General features: G+C 69.5%; 14 protein-coding genes. 8 read left to right on the top strand and 6 right to left on the bottom strand.

Translation table 11 applies throughout. From position 1 onward, the window contains the following. Positions 1 to 112: 112 nt before the first annotated feature. The 5 genes from pyk to NR810_RS04535 all read right to left on the bottom strand — a co-directional run bounded on the left by pyk (position 113) and on the right by NR810_RS04535 (position 4,915). Positions 113 to 1,543: a pyruvate kinase gene (gene pyk / locus NR810_RS04555; RefSeq protein ID WP_257448291.1), complete on the bottom strand. Its 1,431-nt coding sequence runs from the start codon at positions 1,541 to 1,543 to the stop codon at positions 113 to 115. Positions 1,544 to 1,643: 100 nt separating this feature from the next. Continuing rightward, positions 1,644 to 2,534: a hypothetical protein gene (locus tag NR810_RS04550; protein ID WP_257448289.1), complete on the bottom strand. Its 891-nt coding sequence runs from the start codon at positions 2,532 to 2,534 to the stop codon at positions 1,644 to 1,646. Between the two features lie 75 nt (positions 2,535 to 2,609). Beyond that, positions 2,610 to 3,173: a YkgJ family cysteine cluster protein gene (locus tag NR810_RS04545; protein ID WP_257448287.1), complete on the bottom strand. Its 564-nt coding sequence runs from the start codon at positions 3,171 to 3,173 to the stop codon at positions 2,610 to 2,612. Next, positions 3,170 to 4,630: an NFACT RNA binding domain-containing protein gene (locus tag NR810_RS04540; RefSeq protein ID WP_257448285.1), complete on the bottom strand. Its 1,461-nt coding sequence runs from the start codon at positions 4,628 to 4,630 to the stop codon at positions 3,170 to 3,172. Before NR810_RS04540 ends, NR810_RS04545 begins: the two co-directional genes overlap by 4 nt. Before the next feature lie 84 nt (positions 4,631 to 4,714). Beyond that, positions 4,715 to 4,915 carry a hypothetical protein gene (locus tag NR810_RS04535; protein WP_257448283.1) on the bottom strand — a complete coding sequence of 67 codons (201 nt, stop codon included), beginning with the start codon at positions 4,913 to 4,915 and terminating at the stop codon, positions 4,715 to 4,717. Between the two features lie 364 nt (positions 4,916 to 5,279). Between NR810_RS04535 and NR810_RS04530 the strand changes: the two genes are divergently transcribed. Next, positions 5,280 to 6,629 (top strand): glycoside hydrolase family 1 protein, encoded by a 1,350-nt coding sequence (locus NR810_RS04530; RefSeq protein WP_257448281.1) that lies wholly within the window; start codon positions 5,280 to 5,282, stop codon positions 6,627 to 6,629. On the opposite strand, the gene dusB is transcribed toward NR810_RS04530, so the two are convergent. Then, positions 6,608 to 7,621: a tRNA dihydrouridine synthase DusB gene (gene dusB / locus NR810_RS04525; RefSeq protein ID WP_257448279.1), complete on the bottom strand. Its 1,014-nt coding sequence runs from the start codon at positions 7,619 to 7,621 to the stop codon at positions 6,608 to 6,610. The two genes, NR810_RS04530 and dusB, sit on opposite strands and share 22 nt — an antisense overlap. Before the next feature lie 91 nt (positions 7,622 to 7,712). Here dusB and NR810_RS04520 point away from each other — a divergent pair, with 91 nt between their 5' ends. The 7 genes from NR810_RS04520 to NR810_RS04490 all read left to right on the top strand — a co-directional run bounded on the left by NR810_RS04520 (position 7,713) and on the right by NR810_RS04490 (position 16,626). Then, on the top strand, positions 7,713 to 9,182 hold the full coding sequence (locus tag NR810_RS04520) for a site-2 protease family protein (RefSeq protein WP_257448277.1): 1,470 nt from the start codon (positions 7,713 to 7,715) through the stop codon (positions 9,180 to 9,182). Between the two features lie 163 nt (positions 9,183 to 9,345). Beyond that, entirely contained in the window at positions 9,346 to 10,296 is a 951-nt protein-coding gene (locus tag NR810_RS04515; protein ID WP_306817927.1) for an acyl-CoA desaturase, read from the top strand. Positions 10,297 to 10,459: 163 nt separating this feature from the next. After that, entirely contained in the window at positions 10,460 to 10,984 is a 525-nt protein-coding gene (locus NR810_RS04510; RefSeq protein ID WP_257448273.1) for an RNA polymerase sigma factor, read from the top strand. Continuing rightward, the gene (locus NR810_RS04505) at positions 10,981 to 11,748 is read left to right on the top strand and encodes a DUF1109 domain-containing protein (RefSeq protein ID WP_257448271.1); all 768 of its coding nucleotides are present in this window, start codon (positions 10,981 to 10,983) and stop codon (positions 11,746 to 11,748) included. The genes NR810_RS04510 and NR810_RS04505 overlap by 4 nt, the downstream gene beginning before the upstream one ends. Before the next feature lie 58 nt (positions 11,749 to 11,806). Then, positions 11,807 to 13,864: a chloride channel protein gene (locus NR810_RS04500; RefSeq protein ID WP_257448269.1), complete on the top strand. Its 2,058-nt coding sequence runs from the start codon at positions 11,807 to 11,809 to the stop codon at positions 13,862 to 13,864. A gap of 174 nt (positions 13,865 to 14,038) precedes the next feature. Continuing rightward, complete coding sequence (locus tag NR810_RS04495; protein ID WP_257448267.1) at positions 14,039 to 15,814, top strand: hypothetical protein; 1,776 nt, start codon at positions 14,039 to 14,041, stop codon at positions 15,812 to 15,814. 185 nt (positions 15,815 to 15,999) lie between these two features. Next, complete coding sequence (locus NR810_RS04490; RefSeq protein WP_257448266.1) at positions 16,000 to 16,626, top strand: hypothetical protein; 627 nt, start codon at positions 16,000 to 16,002, stop codon at positions 16,624 to 16,626. The last annotated feature ends 7 nt before the right edge of the window (positions 16,627 to 16,633 follow it).

The raw sequence follows: 16,633 nt of genomic DNA, 5'->3' as shown, positions 1-16,633 counted from the left end.
AGACCCTCACCCTAGCCCTCTCCCAGAGGGAGAGGGGACCTACACAGTCAGGAACCAGGTCTGGCCCTCTCCCTCTGGGAGAGGGTCGGGGTGAGGGTTTTCCTCCTGTTCCTCAGCCGCCGATGATGTGCAGCCGCAGGCTGTTGATCTTGCCCGGCTGTCCCACCGGCGCTCCGTACACGATGACCACACGGTCACCCTTGCGCGCCAGGCCCCTCGACACCAGCTCCTCTTCCACGCGGTGCACCATCGCCTCCGTCTCCTGGATGGGCTCCAGCACCCGCGGCACCACGCCCCACAGCAGCGCCAGCCGGCGGCGCACCTCCTGGTTCGGGCTGAACGCCACGATCGGCACCGGCGGCCGGTAGTGCGCCAACAGCCGCGCCGTCACGCCCGACAGCGTGAACGCGGCAATCAGTGATGCCCCCGCCTGCTTCGCCGCGTAGCACGCGCTCGCGGCGATCACGTCCGGGAAGTGTGTCGGCAAACCCACCGGCGACTGCTGCGGCGCCAGCAGACCCTGCGCCCTCGCCGTGGACTCGGCCGCCAGCACGATGCGCTCCATCATCTGCACCGACTCGATGGGGAACTTGCCGCTCGCCGTCTCGCCCGACAGCATCACCGCGTCCGCCCCGTCGAACACCGCGTTGGCCACGTCGCTGGCCTCCGCTCGCGTGGGCCGCGGGTTGTCGATCATCGAGTTGAGCATCTGCGTCGCCACGATGACCGGCAGGCCCCTCATGTTGCACCGGCGCACGATGTCCTTCTGCACCGACGGCACCTCCTCGGGCGGAATCTCCACGCCCAGGTCGCCGCGCGCCACCATCACGCCGTCCGTCTTGTCCAGGATGGCGTCCAGCCGGGCAATCGCCTCCGGCTTCTCCAGCTTCGCGATGATGGGCACCGTCCGGCCCACCTCCGCCATCGCCGCGCGCGCCATGTCCAGGTCCGCCGGCTGGCGCACGAAGGACAGGGCGATGAAGTCCACCCCCGCCTTGATGCCGAACACCAGGTCCTCCCGGTCCTTCGGCGTCAGCGCGTCCGCGCGCACCGCCACTCCCGGCAGGTTGATGCCCTTGTTGTTCTTCAGGATGCCGCCGTGGATGACCTTCGTGCGGATCAGCTGCTTCTTGTCCGTCTCCAGGACCCGCAGCTCCAGCAGGCCGTCATCCAGGAGGATCCGGTCCCCCGGGTTCACGTCCGCCGCCAGGTGCGGGTACGTGGTGGACACGATCTCATCCGTGCCCTTCACGCTCTCGTCCGTGGTGATGTGGAACTCGCCACCTTCCTTCAGATCCGTGCTGCCGGTGATGAAGCGGCCGGTGCGGATCTTCGGGCCCTGGAGGTCTCCCAGGATACCCACCGCCTTGCGGACCTTCAGCGAGGCCGCTCGCAGTTTGGCGATGTTCTCGGCGTGCTGCTCGTGGCTGCCGTGAGAGAAGTTGAGCCGGGCCACATCCATCCCGGCTTCGATCAGGGCCTCCAGCATTTCCTGGCTCTGACTGGCCGGACCAAGGGTGCAAACAATCTTCGCGCGTCGCATGGGCAAAGGAGAATTGGGTCGAGGCACGCGCAGGGTCAAGCAACGTCCGCACGAGGCCGTCGATCGGTAAATTGGTAAAGCAGCGGGCAGCGGGCCGAACTCAGCCTCGCAGCAACAGGTTCAGGTTCTCGCGCTCCCAACGCAGTGCGGCAGCGTAGAGCGGAAAGGCCTTCTCCCGGTCTCGGAATGCCCTCGGGTGGTGCACACGGCGGCCGTTGCCATTCGAGCTGGGGAAGAGCTGGTGGAGCATCTCGTGAAAGATGATGAACTCCACGAAGTAGGAAGGAACTTCCGGCCTGTCCAACCCGGGGTGGATGCGGATCTCCCTCGTCTGGTGATCGTAGACCCCCAAACGAATGGACTTGCGCCGCCGCCGGGGAGGCATGCGGCCCCAGCCGATGCGCGCCTGGATGCCCCCCTGAAAGTAGATGCGGTTGATCTGATCGAAGAGGACCTGCAGGTCGAAGCAGCGGCCCCGGGGCTCGAGGTCCGCCTCCGCCGCGTGGCGCTCCTGGCGGATGCGCGGCTGCTGGCCCCGGATGTAGTCGTCCAGCACTCCGCCCGCCAGGCGGTTCCCCCGCCCCGCGTAGTCCGCCACCGCGCGCACCACCGGCTCCGGCGCGTCGAGGAACATGTGGTGCAACCGCAGCTGCAGCACGTTGGCGCTGCGCCGGAAGGACACCATGGTGGAGCGGTTGTCCGTCACCGCCAGACGAACCGGCAGCCGGAGCTCCGCCGACAGCCGGAAGGCGAGCGCCTCGGCGCGGGCCCACAGCTCCTCCCGGGTCGCCACCGAGACGTGGGAGTGCATGTCCCGCGCGGCGGCATCCTGGTGGAAGTTCTCCGCGACCGGTACCTCCTCCTCACGGAGGGCGGTGGACAGGCGGTTGGAGGACTCCGGCACCCGGCTGCGCACGGGCAGGGAGGCAGCACCCTCGCGAGTGGGCGCGCGAGGGAACAGGTAGAGCTGATGTGACGGAAGGGACGGCACGCGGGGGGCATCGTACCCGCCAGCCCGGGGGACTCAAGGCCGGCGGAACCCGCTCGCCTGCCCACCGTCTGCCCGTCAACCCCGACCGTGAGCCCTCGCCTCCTCCGCCAGCTGATCCCCGAGCCGCTCCACCGTCTCCCGGTTCGTCCCGAAGGCCACCAGCACCTCCTCCATCCCCTCGGACTCCTCCACCGCGAGACACGCCCCTCCGCCCGCCCGGGCCTCGGCCAGGTCACCGTAACGTCCCATCTGCACGCTCCAGTTCCCGTCGGGCCAGCGCTCGAAGGGGTAGAGCCGGCAGGCCACCGGCCGCACGTCCGCGGGCAGGCCACACCCCCGGCCCTTCTCGTGGAAGACGCACGCCCCCGCGCGTGTGGCCAGCGTCAGCCGCACCGGGCTCCGGCGGAAGTAACCACGGTATAGAGGACGGCGCGCCTCGTAGTCCGCCGCTTCTCCCTCGGTGAGGTACTCCTCGGCCAGGAAGCGCCGGGGCGCGAGCCCCGTGTGCTCGGCGATGCGCTCCGCGTCCGCCCGGGTGAGGGTGGCCAGGTGCTCGCCCTCCTTCACCTCGCAGCACGAGGTGCCCAGCACCACCGGACAGCGGGCACACACCGGGCCCTGGGGGGACGGTCCACTCATGTGCCGGGCGGCGCCTCGCCCCCACGCGTCTTCAACAGCCGCTCCAACCGCTCCGGCTCCACGCGCACCACCAGCGTCTTCTCCCGGGTGTAGAGCACCTGGCCGTGCGCCCCACCCTTCACCTTCTTCACGAACTTCACCGGCACCCAGCTCACCTCGCCGCGCGGCTCGCCCTTGGCTCCCGAGTGGTGCAGCGCCAGGTGCGCCGCGTCCAATAGCACCTCCTGCGCCACCTCCGCGCCCTTCTCCAGGGGAACCACCACATGGCTGCCCGGCAGCCCCCGCGCGTGCAGCCACAGGTGGTAGGGCCTCGCCACCTTGAAGGTGAGCGTGTCGTTGTCCTCGCCCCCCTTCCCCACCCAGATGCGGTGGCCCCCATGCCCCACGTACTCCTTGAAGGGCCGGGCCTCCGGCGGGCCCTCCTCTCCGGCCGCCAGGTGCAGCACCTCCGCCTGCGCCAGCAGCGAGGCCTCGTCCAACGCCTCGAGCTGCTTCAGCGCCGCCTCCGCGTGCCCCACCTCCCGCGCCAGCTCCGCCTCGCGCTGCCTCGCGTGCTCCACACCCCTCAGCAGGCGCCGGTACTGGTGGAAGTGCCAGTCCGCCTCCTCCTTCGGCGTCCGCTTCGGGTCCAGCTTCACCTGAACCTCCTCCATGCCCGACTCGGTGTACGCGGTGAGCGTCACCTCGGTGGCGCCCCGCTTCAGGCGGTAGAGGTTCTGGGTGAGCAGCTCGCCCAGCTGCCGGTGCTTCTCGGCCTCCGGGCCCCGCGCCGCCTCCGCGCGCACCTTCTCCAGCGTGCGCCCCGAGCGCTTGAGGCGTGCCCGGTACGGCAGCGCCAGCCTCCGGCGGATGGCCTCCGCGCGGCTCGTCTTGTCCTTCGGTCCCAGGACGCGCTCGGCGGCCTCCGCGTAGGGAGCGAAGTCGCTGGGAAGGGGCGAGAGGCGCGAGGGAGCGGCCTTCGCCCGGAGGAGCGCTTCGGCGGGTAGCGGCTCCGGCGGCGCCCACTGCGCCCCCGGGTGCAGCGATCGCCGCTGCGCCAGCCCCTCGCCGGAGAGCATCAGCACCCGGCCGTTCTCCGTCAGCAGCAGGAGCCCCCCCGGCGCGCCCAGCTCCAGCACCAGCCGCCGCCGGGTGTCCTCGCTCTGGAAGTCCAGAGCCACCACGCGCTCCGCCTCCGCCCACGAGGCGCCGGCCAGCTTCAGGCCCACCAGTTCCTGCCGCAGCCAGCGCTGGAAGGGCGCCGGCTCTCCGGGCGTGGGGAAGCGCTCCTCGGCCACCGAGAGCCGGGCGAGTTCCCCCTCCGCGCACAGGCACAGGAGGAAGGATCTCCCGGGCACCCGCATCTCCAGGTAGGCGAGGCGCGGCAACGGGCACCAGGCCTTCTGCACCACCGCGCCCGCCAGCCGCGAGCCCACCTCCGCCACCACCTGCTCCAACTCCGAGGGACGCAGAGACACGCTGTCCTCCTGGACGAAAAAAAGAAAACGGCCCGGCGGAAGTCCGCCGAGCCGTTCAAACTGCTCGAAGTTCCAGGCTTACGTCTAGCCCTCGGTGGGGGCGGCCTCGGAGGTCTTCGCCGCGCTCTTGCGACGGCTGGTCTTCTTGGCGGCGGTCTTCTTGCCAGCGGCCTTCTTCGCCGTGGCCTTCTTCGCCGTCCGAGGAGCAGCGGCCTTGCGGGTGGTCTTCTTCGCAGCGGTCTTCTTCGTCGCGGCCTTCTTCGCGGTCTTCTTCTTCGCGGCCATCTAAAGCCTCCGTTGGTTCGACTCCACCACCACTCCATCCGAGTGGGGCCTGCACTCGCATGAGGAGTGCTTGTCATGAATGGTAGAGATGCCGTGCCAGTGTGTCAACGCATGGTGATGTAGTGCAACGCGTGGCGCGCCGATTTTTCGGCATCGCGCGCGTTCGGCACCGCGAAAACGCACCCCACTCGCACCTCAGCAGCCACCTGACCACCATGCGCGGAGGCCGATTTTCCGGCCTCCGCCGCGTTTCCACCGTTCGGATGCGGGCGCGATTGTCGGCTCGCGCGCACTCGACACCCGCCCGGCACACGCACGGAGCGCTTTGCGCGCGCCACCTCAGCGCCTACCTTGCGCGCCCGCGATGAGTGCTCACGAGACGACCTTCCCGCCGGACTTCACCTTCGGGGTGGCCACGGCCGCGTACCAGGTGGAGGGTGGCATCGAGAACGACTGGGCCGAGTGGGAGCGCGCGGGGAAGCTGAAGGACCCGCACATGCGCTGCGCCCGGGCGGTGGACCACTGGAACCGCTACGAGGAGGACTACGGCCTGGCGCTGGACGTGGGGGCCACCGCCTTCCGCATGTCGCTCGAGTGGGCGCGCATCGAGCCGGAGCGAGGGCGCGTGGACGGCGCGGTGCTCGAGGCCTACCGCGAGCGGCTGCTGCGGATGAAGGCGCGCGGCCTGCGCCCCGTGGTGACGCTGCACCACTTCACCCACCCCACCTGGTTCCACCGCGACACGCCCTGGCACCGGCCCGGGAGCGTGGAGGCCTTCCGCGCCTACGTGCGTGCCTGCGCCCCTCTTCTCAAGGGGTTGGATGCACTCGTCATCTCCCTGAACGAGCCCATGGTGCTGCTGCTGGGCGGCTACCTCCAGGGCCTCATTCCCCCCGGAATCGCGGACGGACCGAAGACGATGGCCGCCATGGAGAACCTGGTGCGTGCCCACGTGGCCGCGCGCGAGGAGCTGCTCGCGGTGCTCGGCCGGGTGGAGCTGGGCATCTCGCAGAACATGCTGGCCTTCGCGCCAGACCGGTGGTGGCACCCGCTGGACCGGGCGCTCGCACGTCTGGGTGCCCAGGCCTACAACCACGCCTTCCACGAGGCCCTGGTGTCCGGCCGGCTCCGGGTGAACATGCCTGGCATCGGCTCCACCCGGGTGGACGTCCCCGGCGCGCGCGACTCGTGCGAGTTCATCGGGATGAACTATTACACCCGCGCCCACCTGCGCTTCATCCCGCGCCCCCCCTTCATCGACTTCAAGTACCGGGACACGCGGGGCCGGGGCCTCACCGACATCGGCTGGGAGCTGTGGCCCGAGGGCTTCGGCCAGATTCTCGGCGAGCTCGGGCGCTACGGGCTGCCCATCTGGGTGACGGAGAACGGCGTCGACGACCGCGACGGGCAGCGGAGGCCCGCCTACGTCCACACCCACCTGCAACAGGTGCTCGCCGCGCGGGCCCGGGGCCTGGACGTGCGCGGCTACCTCTATTGGAGCCTCCTGGACAACTTCGAGTGGCTGGAGGGCTGGGGGCCGCGCTTCGGCCTCTACCACGTCGACTTCGAGACCCTGGAGCGCCGCCCCACTCCGGCCTGCCGCTACTTCAAGGAGATCGCCACCACCCGGCGGCTCGTCCCACCCGAGGCCGTGCTCTCCGGCCCCGAGGCCCCACCCCCACCCGCCGTGGCTCAGCCGAGCGCCGCGCGGTAGTCGACATCCTGCTCCTCCTCCGGGGCATTCGGGTCGAACCCGGCGGAGACGAAGAAGCGCCGCACCGAGTCGCGCACCGCCTCGGGGGAGTCGAGCAGGTTGACCTCGGAGCGGAAGGTGGCGGCCCCGCGCAGGCCGTGGGCGTACCAGGCCAGGTGCTTGCGGAAGGAGCGCACCGCGCCGAGCGCATCGCCCACGAACTCCATGTGCGCGGCGAGGTGCTCGAGCACCAGCTCGCAGCGCTCCTCTGGAGTGGGGGGCGGACCCCCGTGCAGCTCGCGGAAGATCCACGGGTTGCCCAGCGCGCCGCGGCCGATCATCACGAAGTCGCACCCGGTGGTCTCCAGCATCCGGCGCGCGTCGGCGGGCGTCTTCACGTCGCCGTTGCCGATGATGGGCCTGTCCGGGAAGTGACGCTTGAGGTCGGCGATGACGCTCCAGTCCGCCTTGCCCGAGTAGCCCTGGGCGCGGGTGCGCGGGTGGATGGCGAGCGCGGCGCAGCCGGCCTCGAAGAGCTTCCCGGCCACCTGGAGGTAGTTGCGGGTGTGCTCGTCCCAGCCCGAGCGGATTTTACAGGTGACGGGCAGACCGGTGGCCGCGTGGATCTCCCGCACGAGGGCCGCGCCCCGGTCCGGCTCGCACAGCAGGGCGCTGCCGGCGCCGTTCTTGGTCACCTTCTTCACCGGGCAGCCCATGTTGATGTCGATCATCTGCGCCCCGTACTGCTTGCCGATGACGGCGGCGCGCGCCATGGACTCCGGGTCCCCACCGAAAATCTGGAGGCAGTAGGGCCGCTCCACCTCGGGATCGAAGCGCAGGTACTTGAGGGTGCGCTGGTTGGTGCGCATGAGGCCCTGGGAGCTCACCAGCTCGGTGGGGCAGAGCGCGGCCCCCATGCGGAAGGCGATGACGCGGAAGGGCCGCTCGCTCACCCCGGCCATGGGGGCGAGGATGAAGGGGTTGGGCAGCGTGTAGGGACCGATGCGAAGCATGGAGGCGGGGGAACCTAGCGGATTAGAGGGATTGTTCCAGGGCATGGGCGATGGCCTGCGCGCCCGCCCTCCTTTGGTTAAGGTCGGCCCCATGCTGCGCTTCCGGCTCGGGGGCATCCCCGTCGACGTCCACCTCTCGCACCTGCTCTTCTCCGCCCTGCTGGGCGTCCTGATGGTGCGGGACATGCCGGCGCTGGACCCGAGAACGTTGGATCCGAGCACCTGGATGCTGGACCCGACCGTCTGGCCCTACCACCAGCTCCAGTCCCCTGGCCCCGACTATGGCCGTACGGCGATGTGGGTCGCCCTCTCGTGGATGTTCATCATCTTCGTGTCGGCGCTCGTCCATGAGGCGGGCCACGCGCTGGCGCTCCGGGTGTTCGGCTACCGGCCGAGCATCGAGCTGGTCTGGCTGGGCGGCGCCACCCGGCCCAACGCCTCCGCCCCCATCCCCTGGAACAGGCTGGTGCTCATCACCGCGGCGGGGCCCCTGTCCGGGCTGGCGCTGGGCCTGGCGGCGCTGCTCCTGCGGCAATACGGGCTGTCCCCGGACGCCCAGGTGCCGCGCTTCCTGCTCGCCTGGTTCTTCGTGGCCAACCTCTTCTGGACGCTCTTCAACCTCATCCCCGTCCCTACATTGGATGGCGGCACCATCGTGAGCACCCTGGCCACCCGGCTCCTCGGGAAGACGGGCTTCATGGGGGCGCAGCTGCTGGCCCTCGTGGTGTGCGTCGCGGTGGTGGCCTTCGCCGTGGTCCAGCCGGCCCCCGTGCTCGGCCTCCTCTTCGGTATCTATGGATACCAGGCGCTGCGGCTGTTGATGGCCACCTCGCGAGGAGAGCTCAAGGTGTCCTCGGGCGTGGCGCCGGAGCCGCTGGTGCGGGAGCTGCAACAGGCCCAGGTGGCCCTGGCCCAGGGACGGCTGGACGAGGCGCGCCAGCACGGCCTCTCCGTGCTGGACGCGGAGGACTGCACCCCGGACCTGGCCTCGCGCGCCCACCACCTGCTGGGCTGGGTGGCCCTCAAGAATGGACAGGGCCGCACGGCGCTGGACCACTTCTCCCAGGTGCATCGCCGTCCGGTGGAGACCCACGCCCTGGCCGCGGCCTTCTCCCTGCTGGGTGACGAGCTCCGAGCGCTCTCCCTGTGGGAGCTGGCCTGGCAGGAGACGCGGGACAGGACCGTCCTGCACGAGTACGCGGGCGCGCTCATCCGCGCCGGCCGCGTGCAGCACGCGCTGCGGTTGCCGGGCGTGGACCCGGAGGCGGCCTTCACCTGCGCCGGGCGGACCCTCTTCATCCGGGGGGCCTACTCGGAGGCGGCTCGCATCGCCGAGGAGGGCCTCACCCACGCGCCCGTCGCCCGCCTGGCCTACGACGCGGCGTGCGCCCATGCCCGGGCGCGTCACAAGGATGACGCAATGCGCATGCTGCATCGCGCCACCTCGCTCGGCTTCCAGGATGCCGACTACGCGGCCTCCGACGAGGACCTCGCTCCTCTGCACGGCCACCTGGATTTCGAGCAGTGGTTGATGGGGCTCCAGAAATCCGCGTCCGCCTGACACTGCCATGACATGGGGGGGTGTTGATGCGGGGCGAGGCTGAGCAACTTCCCGCTCGGTCTGCTTCCAGCCCGAGGCCCCCGTGAACGCACCCACCACCGCGCCCGCTCAAGACGAGAAGATCAACTGGCTCGCCTCCCTCCCGTTCATCGGCGTGCACCTGATGTGCCTCTTCGTGTTCTACACGGGGGCCAGGCCGGTGGATGTCGCCGTATGCGTGGGCCTGTACGTCTTCCGGATGTGGGGCATCACCGCCGGCTACCACCGCTACTTCAGCCACCGCGCCTTCAAGGCGGGCCGTGGCTTCCAGTTCTTCCTGGCGCTGGCCGGCACCCTGGCGACGCAGAAGGGTGTCCTCTGGTGGGCGGCGCACCACCGGCACCACCACCGCTACTCGGACCATGAGCAGGACATCCACTCGCCCCTGCAGAAGGGCTTCTGGTGGAGCCACGCCGGGTGGATCCTCTGCGACAAGTACGGTGCGACGCGCTACGACAGCATCAAGGACTTCGCGCGCTTCCCGGAGCTGGTGTGGCTCAACCGGCTCTTCATCGTGCCGCCCGTGCTGCTGGCCGTGGCCCTCTTCTTCATCGGCGGCTTCTCCATGCTGGTGTGGGGCTTCTTCGTGAGCACCGTGCTGCTGTGGCACGGCACCTTCACCATCAACTCGCTCAGCCACGTGTTCGGCAAGCGCCGCTACAAGACGACGGACACCAGCAAGAACAACTGGCTGCTGGCGCTCATCACCCTGGGCGAGGGCTGGCACAACAACCACCACTTCCACCAGAACACCGCCAACCAGGGCTGGTTCTGGTGGGAGGTGGACCTGAGCTACTACTCGCTCAAGGTGCTCTCCTGGGTGGGCCTGGTGAGCGACCTGCGCACCCCGTCCGAGCAGACGAAGTACTCCTACCTGAAGTACACGGCGGAGGAGCGCGCGGCGCTCAACGCCCCGGTGCGCATCCCCTGGTTCGCCCCCGTGGCCGCCCGGAAGAAGGCCGCCGAGGAGAAGATGAAGGCCGCCGAGGAGAAGGTGCGCGAGGCGCTGGCCGCCGCGGCCGACAGCCTGCCCTCCTCCGCGCCGTCCCCCCAGGCGCTCCTCAAGCGCCAGTAGTCGTCGTCACCGGGGTGGCCGGGAAGCATCCAGGGTGGAGTAGAGTTCCCCTTCCCCGGACGAACCCGTGCCACCCCCTCCGTTGAAACCCGTTACCGCCCCCGCGCGTACCGCTGATGAACCGGCGCCCCTTCCGGCCGCCGGTGAGTCGGACGAGGTATTGATGACGCGGTTCTCCCAGGGCGACGCACGGGCCTTCGATGCCCTCTTCCAGCGCTACGCGAGGCCGATCCACGGCTACCTGGCGCGGCTGACGGGCAGCACCGCCGCGGCGGAGGACCTGTCCCAGCAGACGTTCCTGTCCCTGGTGAGGGCGCGAGGGCGCTTCCAGGAGGGCTCGCGGGTGAAGCCGTGGCTGTACGCCATCGCCACCAACGCGGCCCGGGACTGGCAGCGGCGCAAGCGGCCCGAGGACCTGACGGAAGAAGGCGAGCTGCCGGCCAGCGTGCCCGTGGAGGAGCCGGCCCCCCGTGACGCGGGGCTCGAGCGCACGGTGCAGCGGGCCCTGGCGGAGCTGCCCGAGGGCCAGCGCGTCCCCATCGTCCTGCACCGCTTCGAGGGGATGAGCTTCGCGGAGATCGCCGAGTCGATGGGACTGACGGAGTCGGCGGTGAAGGTGCGGGCCCACCGGGGCTACGCGCGGCTGCGCGAGCTGCTGACCGCCCTGCGCGAGGAGACGAGCGGATGACCCCCGAGTGCACACGCGTCCTGGACAGCCTGGGGCAGCCGCTTCCGCCGGAGCTGGCCGCCCATGTGAGCACGTGCGCCGAGTGCCGCGCGCTACAGGAGGGCTTCGGCGCGTTGGAGGGCATGCCGCCCCCCACCCCGGCGGCTCCGGCGCTGGAGTCGACACGTACCCAGGTCCTGGAGGAGCTGAAGGCCCATCCCAGGGCGACCCCCTGGTGGCACGAGGTGCTGGTGCTGGTGGGCGTGTACGGAGGGGTGACGGTGCTCGGAGCCCTGGGGCTCAGCCGGGTGGGCCTGTTCCTCAACACGGCCGCCTCCTGGGTGGTGGCGGGGCTGGCCGCGCTCCTGCTGCTGATGATGGTGGGAGGAGCGGTGGTGGCGCTGGCGCCGGCGCGGCGGGTGGCCTGGGGCCTGGTGGGGACGAGCGCGGCGGTGGTGGCGCTGTCGGTGGTGCTGGGCGGCTCGGGACTCGCGGTGAAGGGCTTCCTCGCGGGGAGCATCGGGTGCATGCGGATGCACCTGCTGCTGTCGGCGCTACCGCTGGTGGCGGCCCTGGTGATGCTGCGGCGCTCGGCCTACCACCCGGCCCGGTCGGTGGCCGCGGGACTCTCCGCCGGAGCGGTGGGCCTGCTGCTGCTGCACGTGCACTGTCCGGACGGGAGCGCGCGGCACCTGGCGGCCTCGCACGTGGGGCCCTGGCTGCTGCTGGGAGTCCTCGCCCTGCTGGTGCGAGCCCGCCTCCCCAACCAGAATCACGCCCCCTGACCTGCCTGCCACGGAGGCCTTGAAACCCCAAGGCAGGAGGCGCTTAGTATGGGCTCCAATGAGTGGCGAGCCCCCGCTTCGGCGCCTGGTGCAGGTCTCCCTACAAGCCTTCAATCGGATCCACCTCCCAGGCCCCTCGGTACTCCCGGTGGCCGGGGCGGTGGTGGGCCTCTACAGCGGGCTGGCGGCGGGCATCTTCTCCAACCTCATCGGGGTGGTGAGCGGCATCTCCTTCAGCATCGCGCGCATCGGCAACCCGCGGCACGCGGGCTCGCACCCACTGGCCAACGTGTGGGACGCGCTGGCCCGGACGAACTGGCACCTCGAGCACGCCATCACCGGCGCCCCGCTGGCCCTGGGCGCGCTGCTGCTCGCGCGCGTCATCGAGCCCGGCGGCCCCCGTGACGAGGTGAAACGCCGGCTGCGCCTGCTGGCCCTGCTGGTGCTGGGCGCGCTCGCCCTCTACTACCCGCTGGTGGCGCTCACCGCGCTCAACCGTGCCCTGGGCCACGCCCACAGCCTCACCGAGACCCTGCCCCACCTGCCCTGGTGGCTCTTCCTCGTGGCCCCGCCGCTGGGTGGCCTGGTGGTGGGACGGCTGCTGCGCGACTACCCGGACATCCATGGCCACGGCGTGCCCGAGGTGGTGCGCGCGGTGAAGAGCAACCAGGAGCTGTCCGGAGAGCGGGGCCTGCTCAAGCTGATCGCCAGCGCCATCACCATCGGCAGTGGAGGCTCGGCCGGGCGCGAGGGCCCCATCGTCTATGGAGGCGCGGCCTTCGCCGGAACCGTGGGCCACACCCTGGGCTTCTCCCGGCGCGAGCTGGCCATCCTGCTGGCGTGCGGCGCGGGCGCGGGCATCTCCGCCTCCTTCAACGCCCCCATCGCCGGAGCCGTCTTCGCGATGGAGATCATCCTGCGCGAGTTCGAGCTGAAGGTCTTCTCGCCCATCATCCTCGCCAGCGTGGCGGGCACGCTGGTGAGCCGGGGCACCATGGGGGCGGCGCCGATGATCAACCGGCTCGGCTACCAGCTGGTGAGCGGCGGCGAGGTCATCTTCTACGCGGGGCTGGGGCTCATCTGCGGGCTCATCGCGTACGCCTTCGTGCGGCTGCTGCACCACACGGAGGACTTCTTCGGCGGGCGGGTGGAAGGGAAGCTGTCGGCGTGGCTGGGGCGGCGCCCGCTGCCGCAGCGCGCGGCCCTCGGCGGGTTGTGCGCGGGCGTGCTCGCCTTCCTCAGCCCCACCGTGTGGGGCAGCGGGCACGACTACATCAACCTGGCCGCCATCGGGCAGTTGAGCTTCATCTTCCTCGTCACCGCGTGCGGGGTGAAGCTGGTGGCCACCGCCATCACCCTGGGCTCGGGCGGCTCGGGCGGCACCTTCTTCCCCTCGGCGGTGATGGGCGCCATGGCCGGCGGCGCCTTCGGCACCCTGGTGCACTACTTCTTCCCCCACGGCACCGGGCCCAGCGGCGCCTACGCCATGGTGGGCATGGGCGGAGCCATGGCCGCGCTCACCCGTGGGCCCCTCACCGGGATGATGATGCTCTACGAGCTGAGCGGCAATCACGCCATCATCCTGCCGCTCATGGTGACGTGCACCATCGCCTCGGCGCTCTGCCACTACCTCTCCGAGCGCAAGGCGCCCAAGGTGCAGACGGACGCGGAGCTGCTGGCCACCACCCCGGTGCGCGCGTTGATGCGCGAGATGGAGCCCGTGCCAGCCGACATGCACCTGCGCCCCCTGATGGACCAGGTGCTCACCACCGAGAGCGGCGTGCTGCCCGTGCTCGATGGAGACGGGAAGCTGTACGGCATCGTCCAGGTGGACCAGTTCCGGGAGATCTGGCGCGACGAGGCCCTGCACCCGGCGCTCGTCGCCAGCGATGTCGCGCGCAAGGTGCCCCTGCTCACGCCGGACACGGACCTGGCCCAGGCGCTCCACCTGATGGACCTGGAGGACGTGGACGCCCTGCCCGTGCAGGGACCTCCGGGGAGCCAGACCCACGGGCTGCTGACGCGCGCGCTCGTGCGCCGGTTCCTCTCCGCGCGCCACGCGAACCAGCACGCCCGCGGCGAGCACATCGTGGCGCCCACCGAGGCCACGAACTGAGTCCGGCCCACCGGGCTCGAGAGCGGAGAGGCCGGGCAAGAACTGGCGGGCAAGAGATGGCCCGTGGCCGGGGAAGAGGCAAGATGTTGCCGTCCGCGGCGACTCCGCCTCCCGGGGTCCGCGGCTGGTACGGGCGTTGCTGTCCGCAGGGGCACCCACAAGGAGCCCACGGACATGCCCATCACACTGGATGACATCGAGCAATTGTTGCCTCAGCTACGCACGTCGGCGGGGTTGGACTGGTGCGCCTACGAATGTCTGGCGAATGACCCGACCTACACCAAGCCGGACGCCGAGAAGCAGTTCATCCTCTGGGAGGCCGAGGAGCGGGAGCGCGGGACCTTCGAGGTCCAGATGATCGACGGGTTGAAGGACGACCACCCGTGGCTCCTCGCGTTCTTCCTGCCCGAACCCACACAGGAGGGGTACCTGCGCGTGCGCTTCCCCTTCAACTCGGGAGACAGCGAGCTGGGCTCGAGCCTCTCTCCCAACCTCGTGGACGGCACCCGGGTGAAGATCAAAACGGATGCGTTCTGGAAGATGCGCCGCTGGAGCACGGCCTCGCGCAGCTCCCTGGCGCTCGTGCCCAATGGGGACCCCCAGCCACAGCAGGATCCGAAGTGGGAGAACCAGCGCAGTCCCACCGCCAACATCAACCAGGCGTGTGTGAATCAAGACGAGTGGACCGACCCCGCCCCCAACAACAACCGCTTCTACACCATCATCGGACCGGACCTCGGCAAGTTCACCAGCGCCAATGGCCAGCAGGCGAATGGAGACAACGTCGCGTCGAGGCTCTACTCCATCAAGACGGGCGTGTCCTACGTCGGCAGCAAGTTCGAGGCACCCGCCGGGAAGAACCGGCTCGAGGTCAACAGCTCGCTGGCGATCACCCGCTCCACCATCATCAAGCGGGTGGAGGCACTGCGAAAGCCGGACGAGAACAACTTCGTCGATGACACCTTCCGCACGCAGCTCGAGCTCCTGACGGTCACGGCGCCCATCGTCGATAGCGACGATTACGATGGGTTCCAGGTGAGAGATCTCTCCTGCATGCGCGACGGCGAGGTCTACCTCCCCGGGCTCTGCGTGCCGTACAGTGAGAAGGTGTTCTCGCAGAGCGATGACGTCCAGGAGGACTTCGCGTTCTGGGTGACCAACTTCGCCAGACCCGTCGGAAGGGCCAAGGCGAAGCTGTTCCTCGAGTACGGGCTGATCCACGAGTCGGCCAATGCCCAGAACTTCCTCCTCGTCTTCGACCAGAACAAGCTCACGCGCCTCAAGTCGATCATCCTGCGCGACATCGGGGATACCTACTGGCACAACGGCTACGTCGAGGGGACGCTCGGCAATCAGTACCCGTCCATCTACCAGGACAACAAAGGGGGCATCCTGGCCGCCGAGAGGAGGAGCCGTCACTACCTCCTGCTGCACGAGAACAGTGGTGGCAGCTACCCGCCCCCGCACCTGGTGCGGATCGCCGCGCACTCGGTCATCACCCACGGCTTCGACGATGCGCTGGTGAAGCTGCGCACCTGGACGGAGCAGCAGGTGCTCCAGCTCGCGCAGGGCCTCCTGGACGGGTACCGGGACTTCTTCTCCACGACGCTCGCGAAGTTCCATCCGCAGGATCCCGACTTCTCCTATGACTCACAGGGGGACATGGACGTCTCCGCCGACCTGGTGGAGGAGATCGGGAAGAAGTTCAGCTACCCACGCGGGGCCTATACGCGGCAGGAGGCCGAGGCCTTCCAGAAGAAGTACCAAGGCAAGGAGCTGATGCTCGCGGCGTCCATCCGCAAGCAGAGCACGGCTCTCCTCGGCGCGGCCGATGACAAGGCGAAGATGATCCAGTGGCTCATCAACGCGGAGGAGATGGCGCTCTGCTCGGCGTTCGAGGTGTACCTCCCGATGCAGCAGAAGCCGATCCTCCCGAAGGTGGTCGGCTGAGCCCCGGCAGGATCCTGCCATCCTCCCAGCCGCGAGCAATTCATTGCCAGCCACTCCTTGCTCCGGCTCGAACGTCAATCCCTCTCATCCCAGTGGAAGCCACCCGAGCGGGCCCCTGGCACCACGATTGCTAAATACCAGAACAACGAGCCCGACCCCTCGGGCACGCCAACCAGGAGCAACACATGCCGCAGGTCGTCAACCTCAAGCTCTACAACCAGTCCAATGACAAGAACAACTCGCAGATCGTCATCTTCCAGAAGAACGTGGCGACGGACTTCGACGAGCTGTCCATCGCGTGGCGGGTGATCCAGAACCTCGGGCGCGGCAACTACCACCCGTTCACGTACTCGCTGGCGCTGGACGTGTCCGCCAACGACAGCTGGAACAACTTCACCCCGACCTTCGACGCGTCCCCCGGCGAGCTCTGGGACATGTCGCTCACCTCCTCCGGCAACGAGCTCCAGCTCTCCACCTCGCCGGCCACCAGCCCCGAGGAGGTTCAGGTGCGCAACGCCCTTCCCCAGGGCGCCATCGACGCCAACGTCTTCCGCGACAACCTGCTGCTCGCCACCAAGACCTCCATCGCGCCGGGCCAGAAGGCCGTGTTCAAGTTCAAGCCGACCATCTTCATCGGCGTGGCCTCGCAGATTCAGCAGGGCAAGGTGATGGACTCGGCGATCATCTCCGACATCAACACGGAGATTTCGCTGCTGGGCATCAAGAGCGCGGACATCGTGATGTCGGGCGGTGGCCCCGGCACCGGCTCCACGCCGTTCCACTTCACGCTCCAGAACGTGACGCGGTTGTAGTCCGTCG

It is taken from the genome of Archangium lipolyticum (assembly GCF_024623785.1).
Taxonomy (GTDB): Bacteria; Myxococcota; Myxococcia; order Myxococcales; family Myxococcaceae; genus Archangium; species Archangium lipolyticum.
This window is presented reverse-complemented; position numbering and strand designations above follow the sequence as displayed.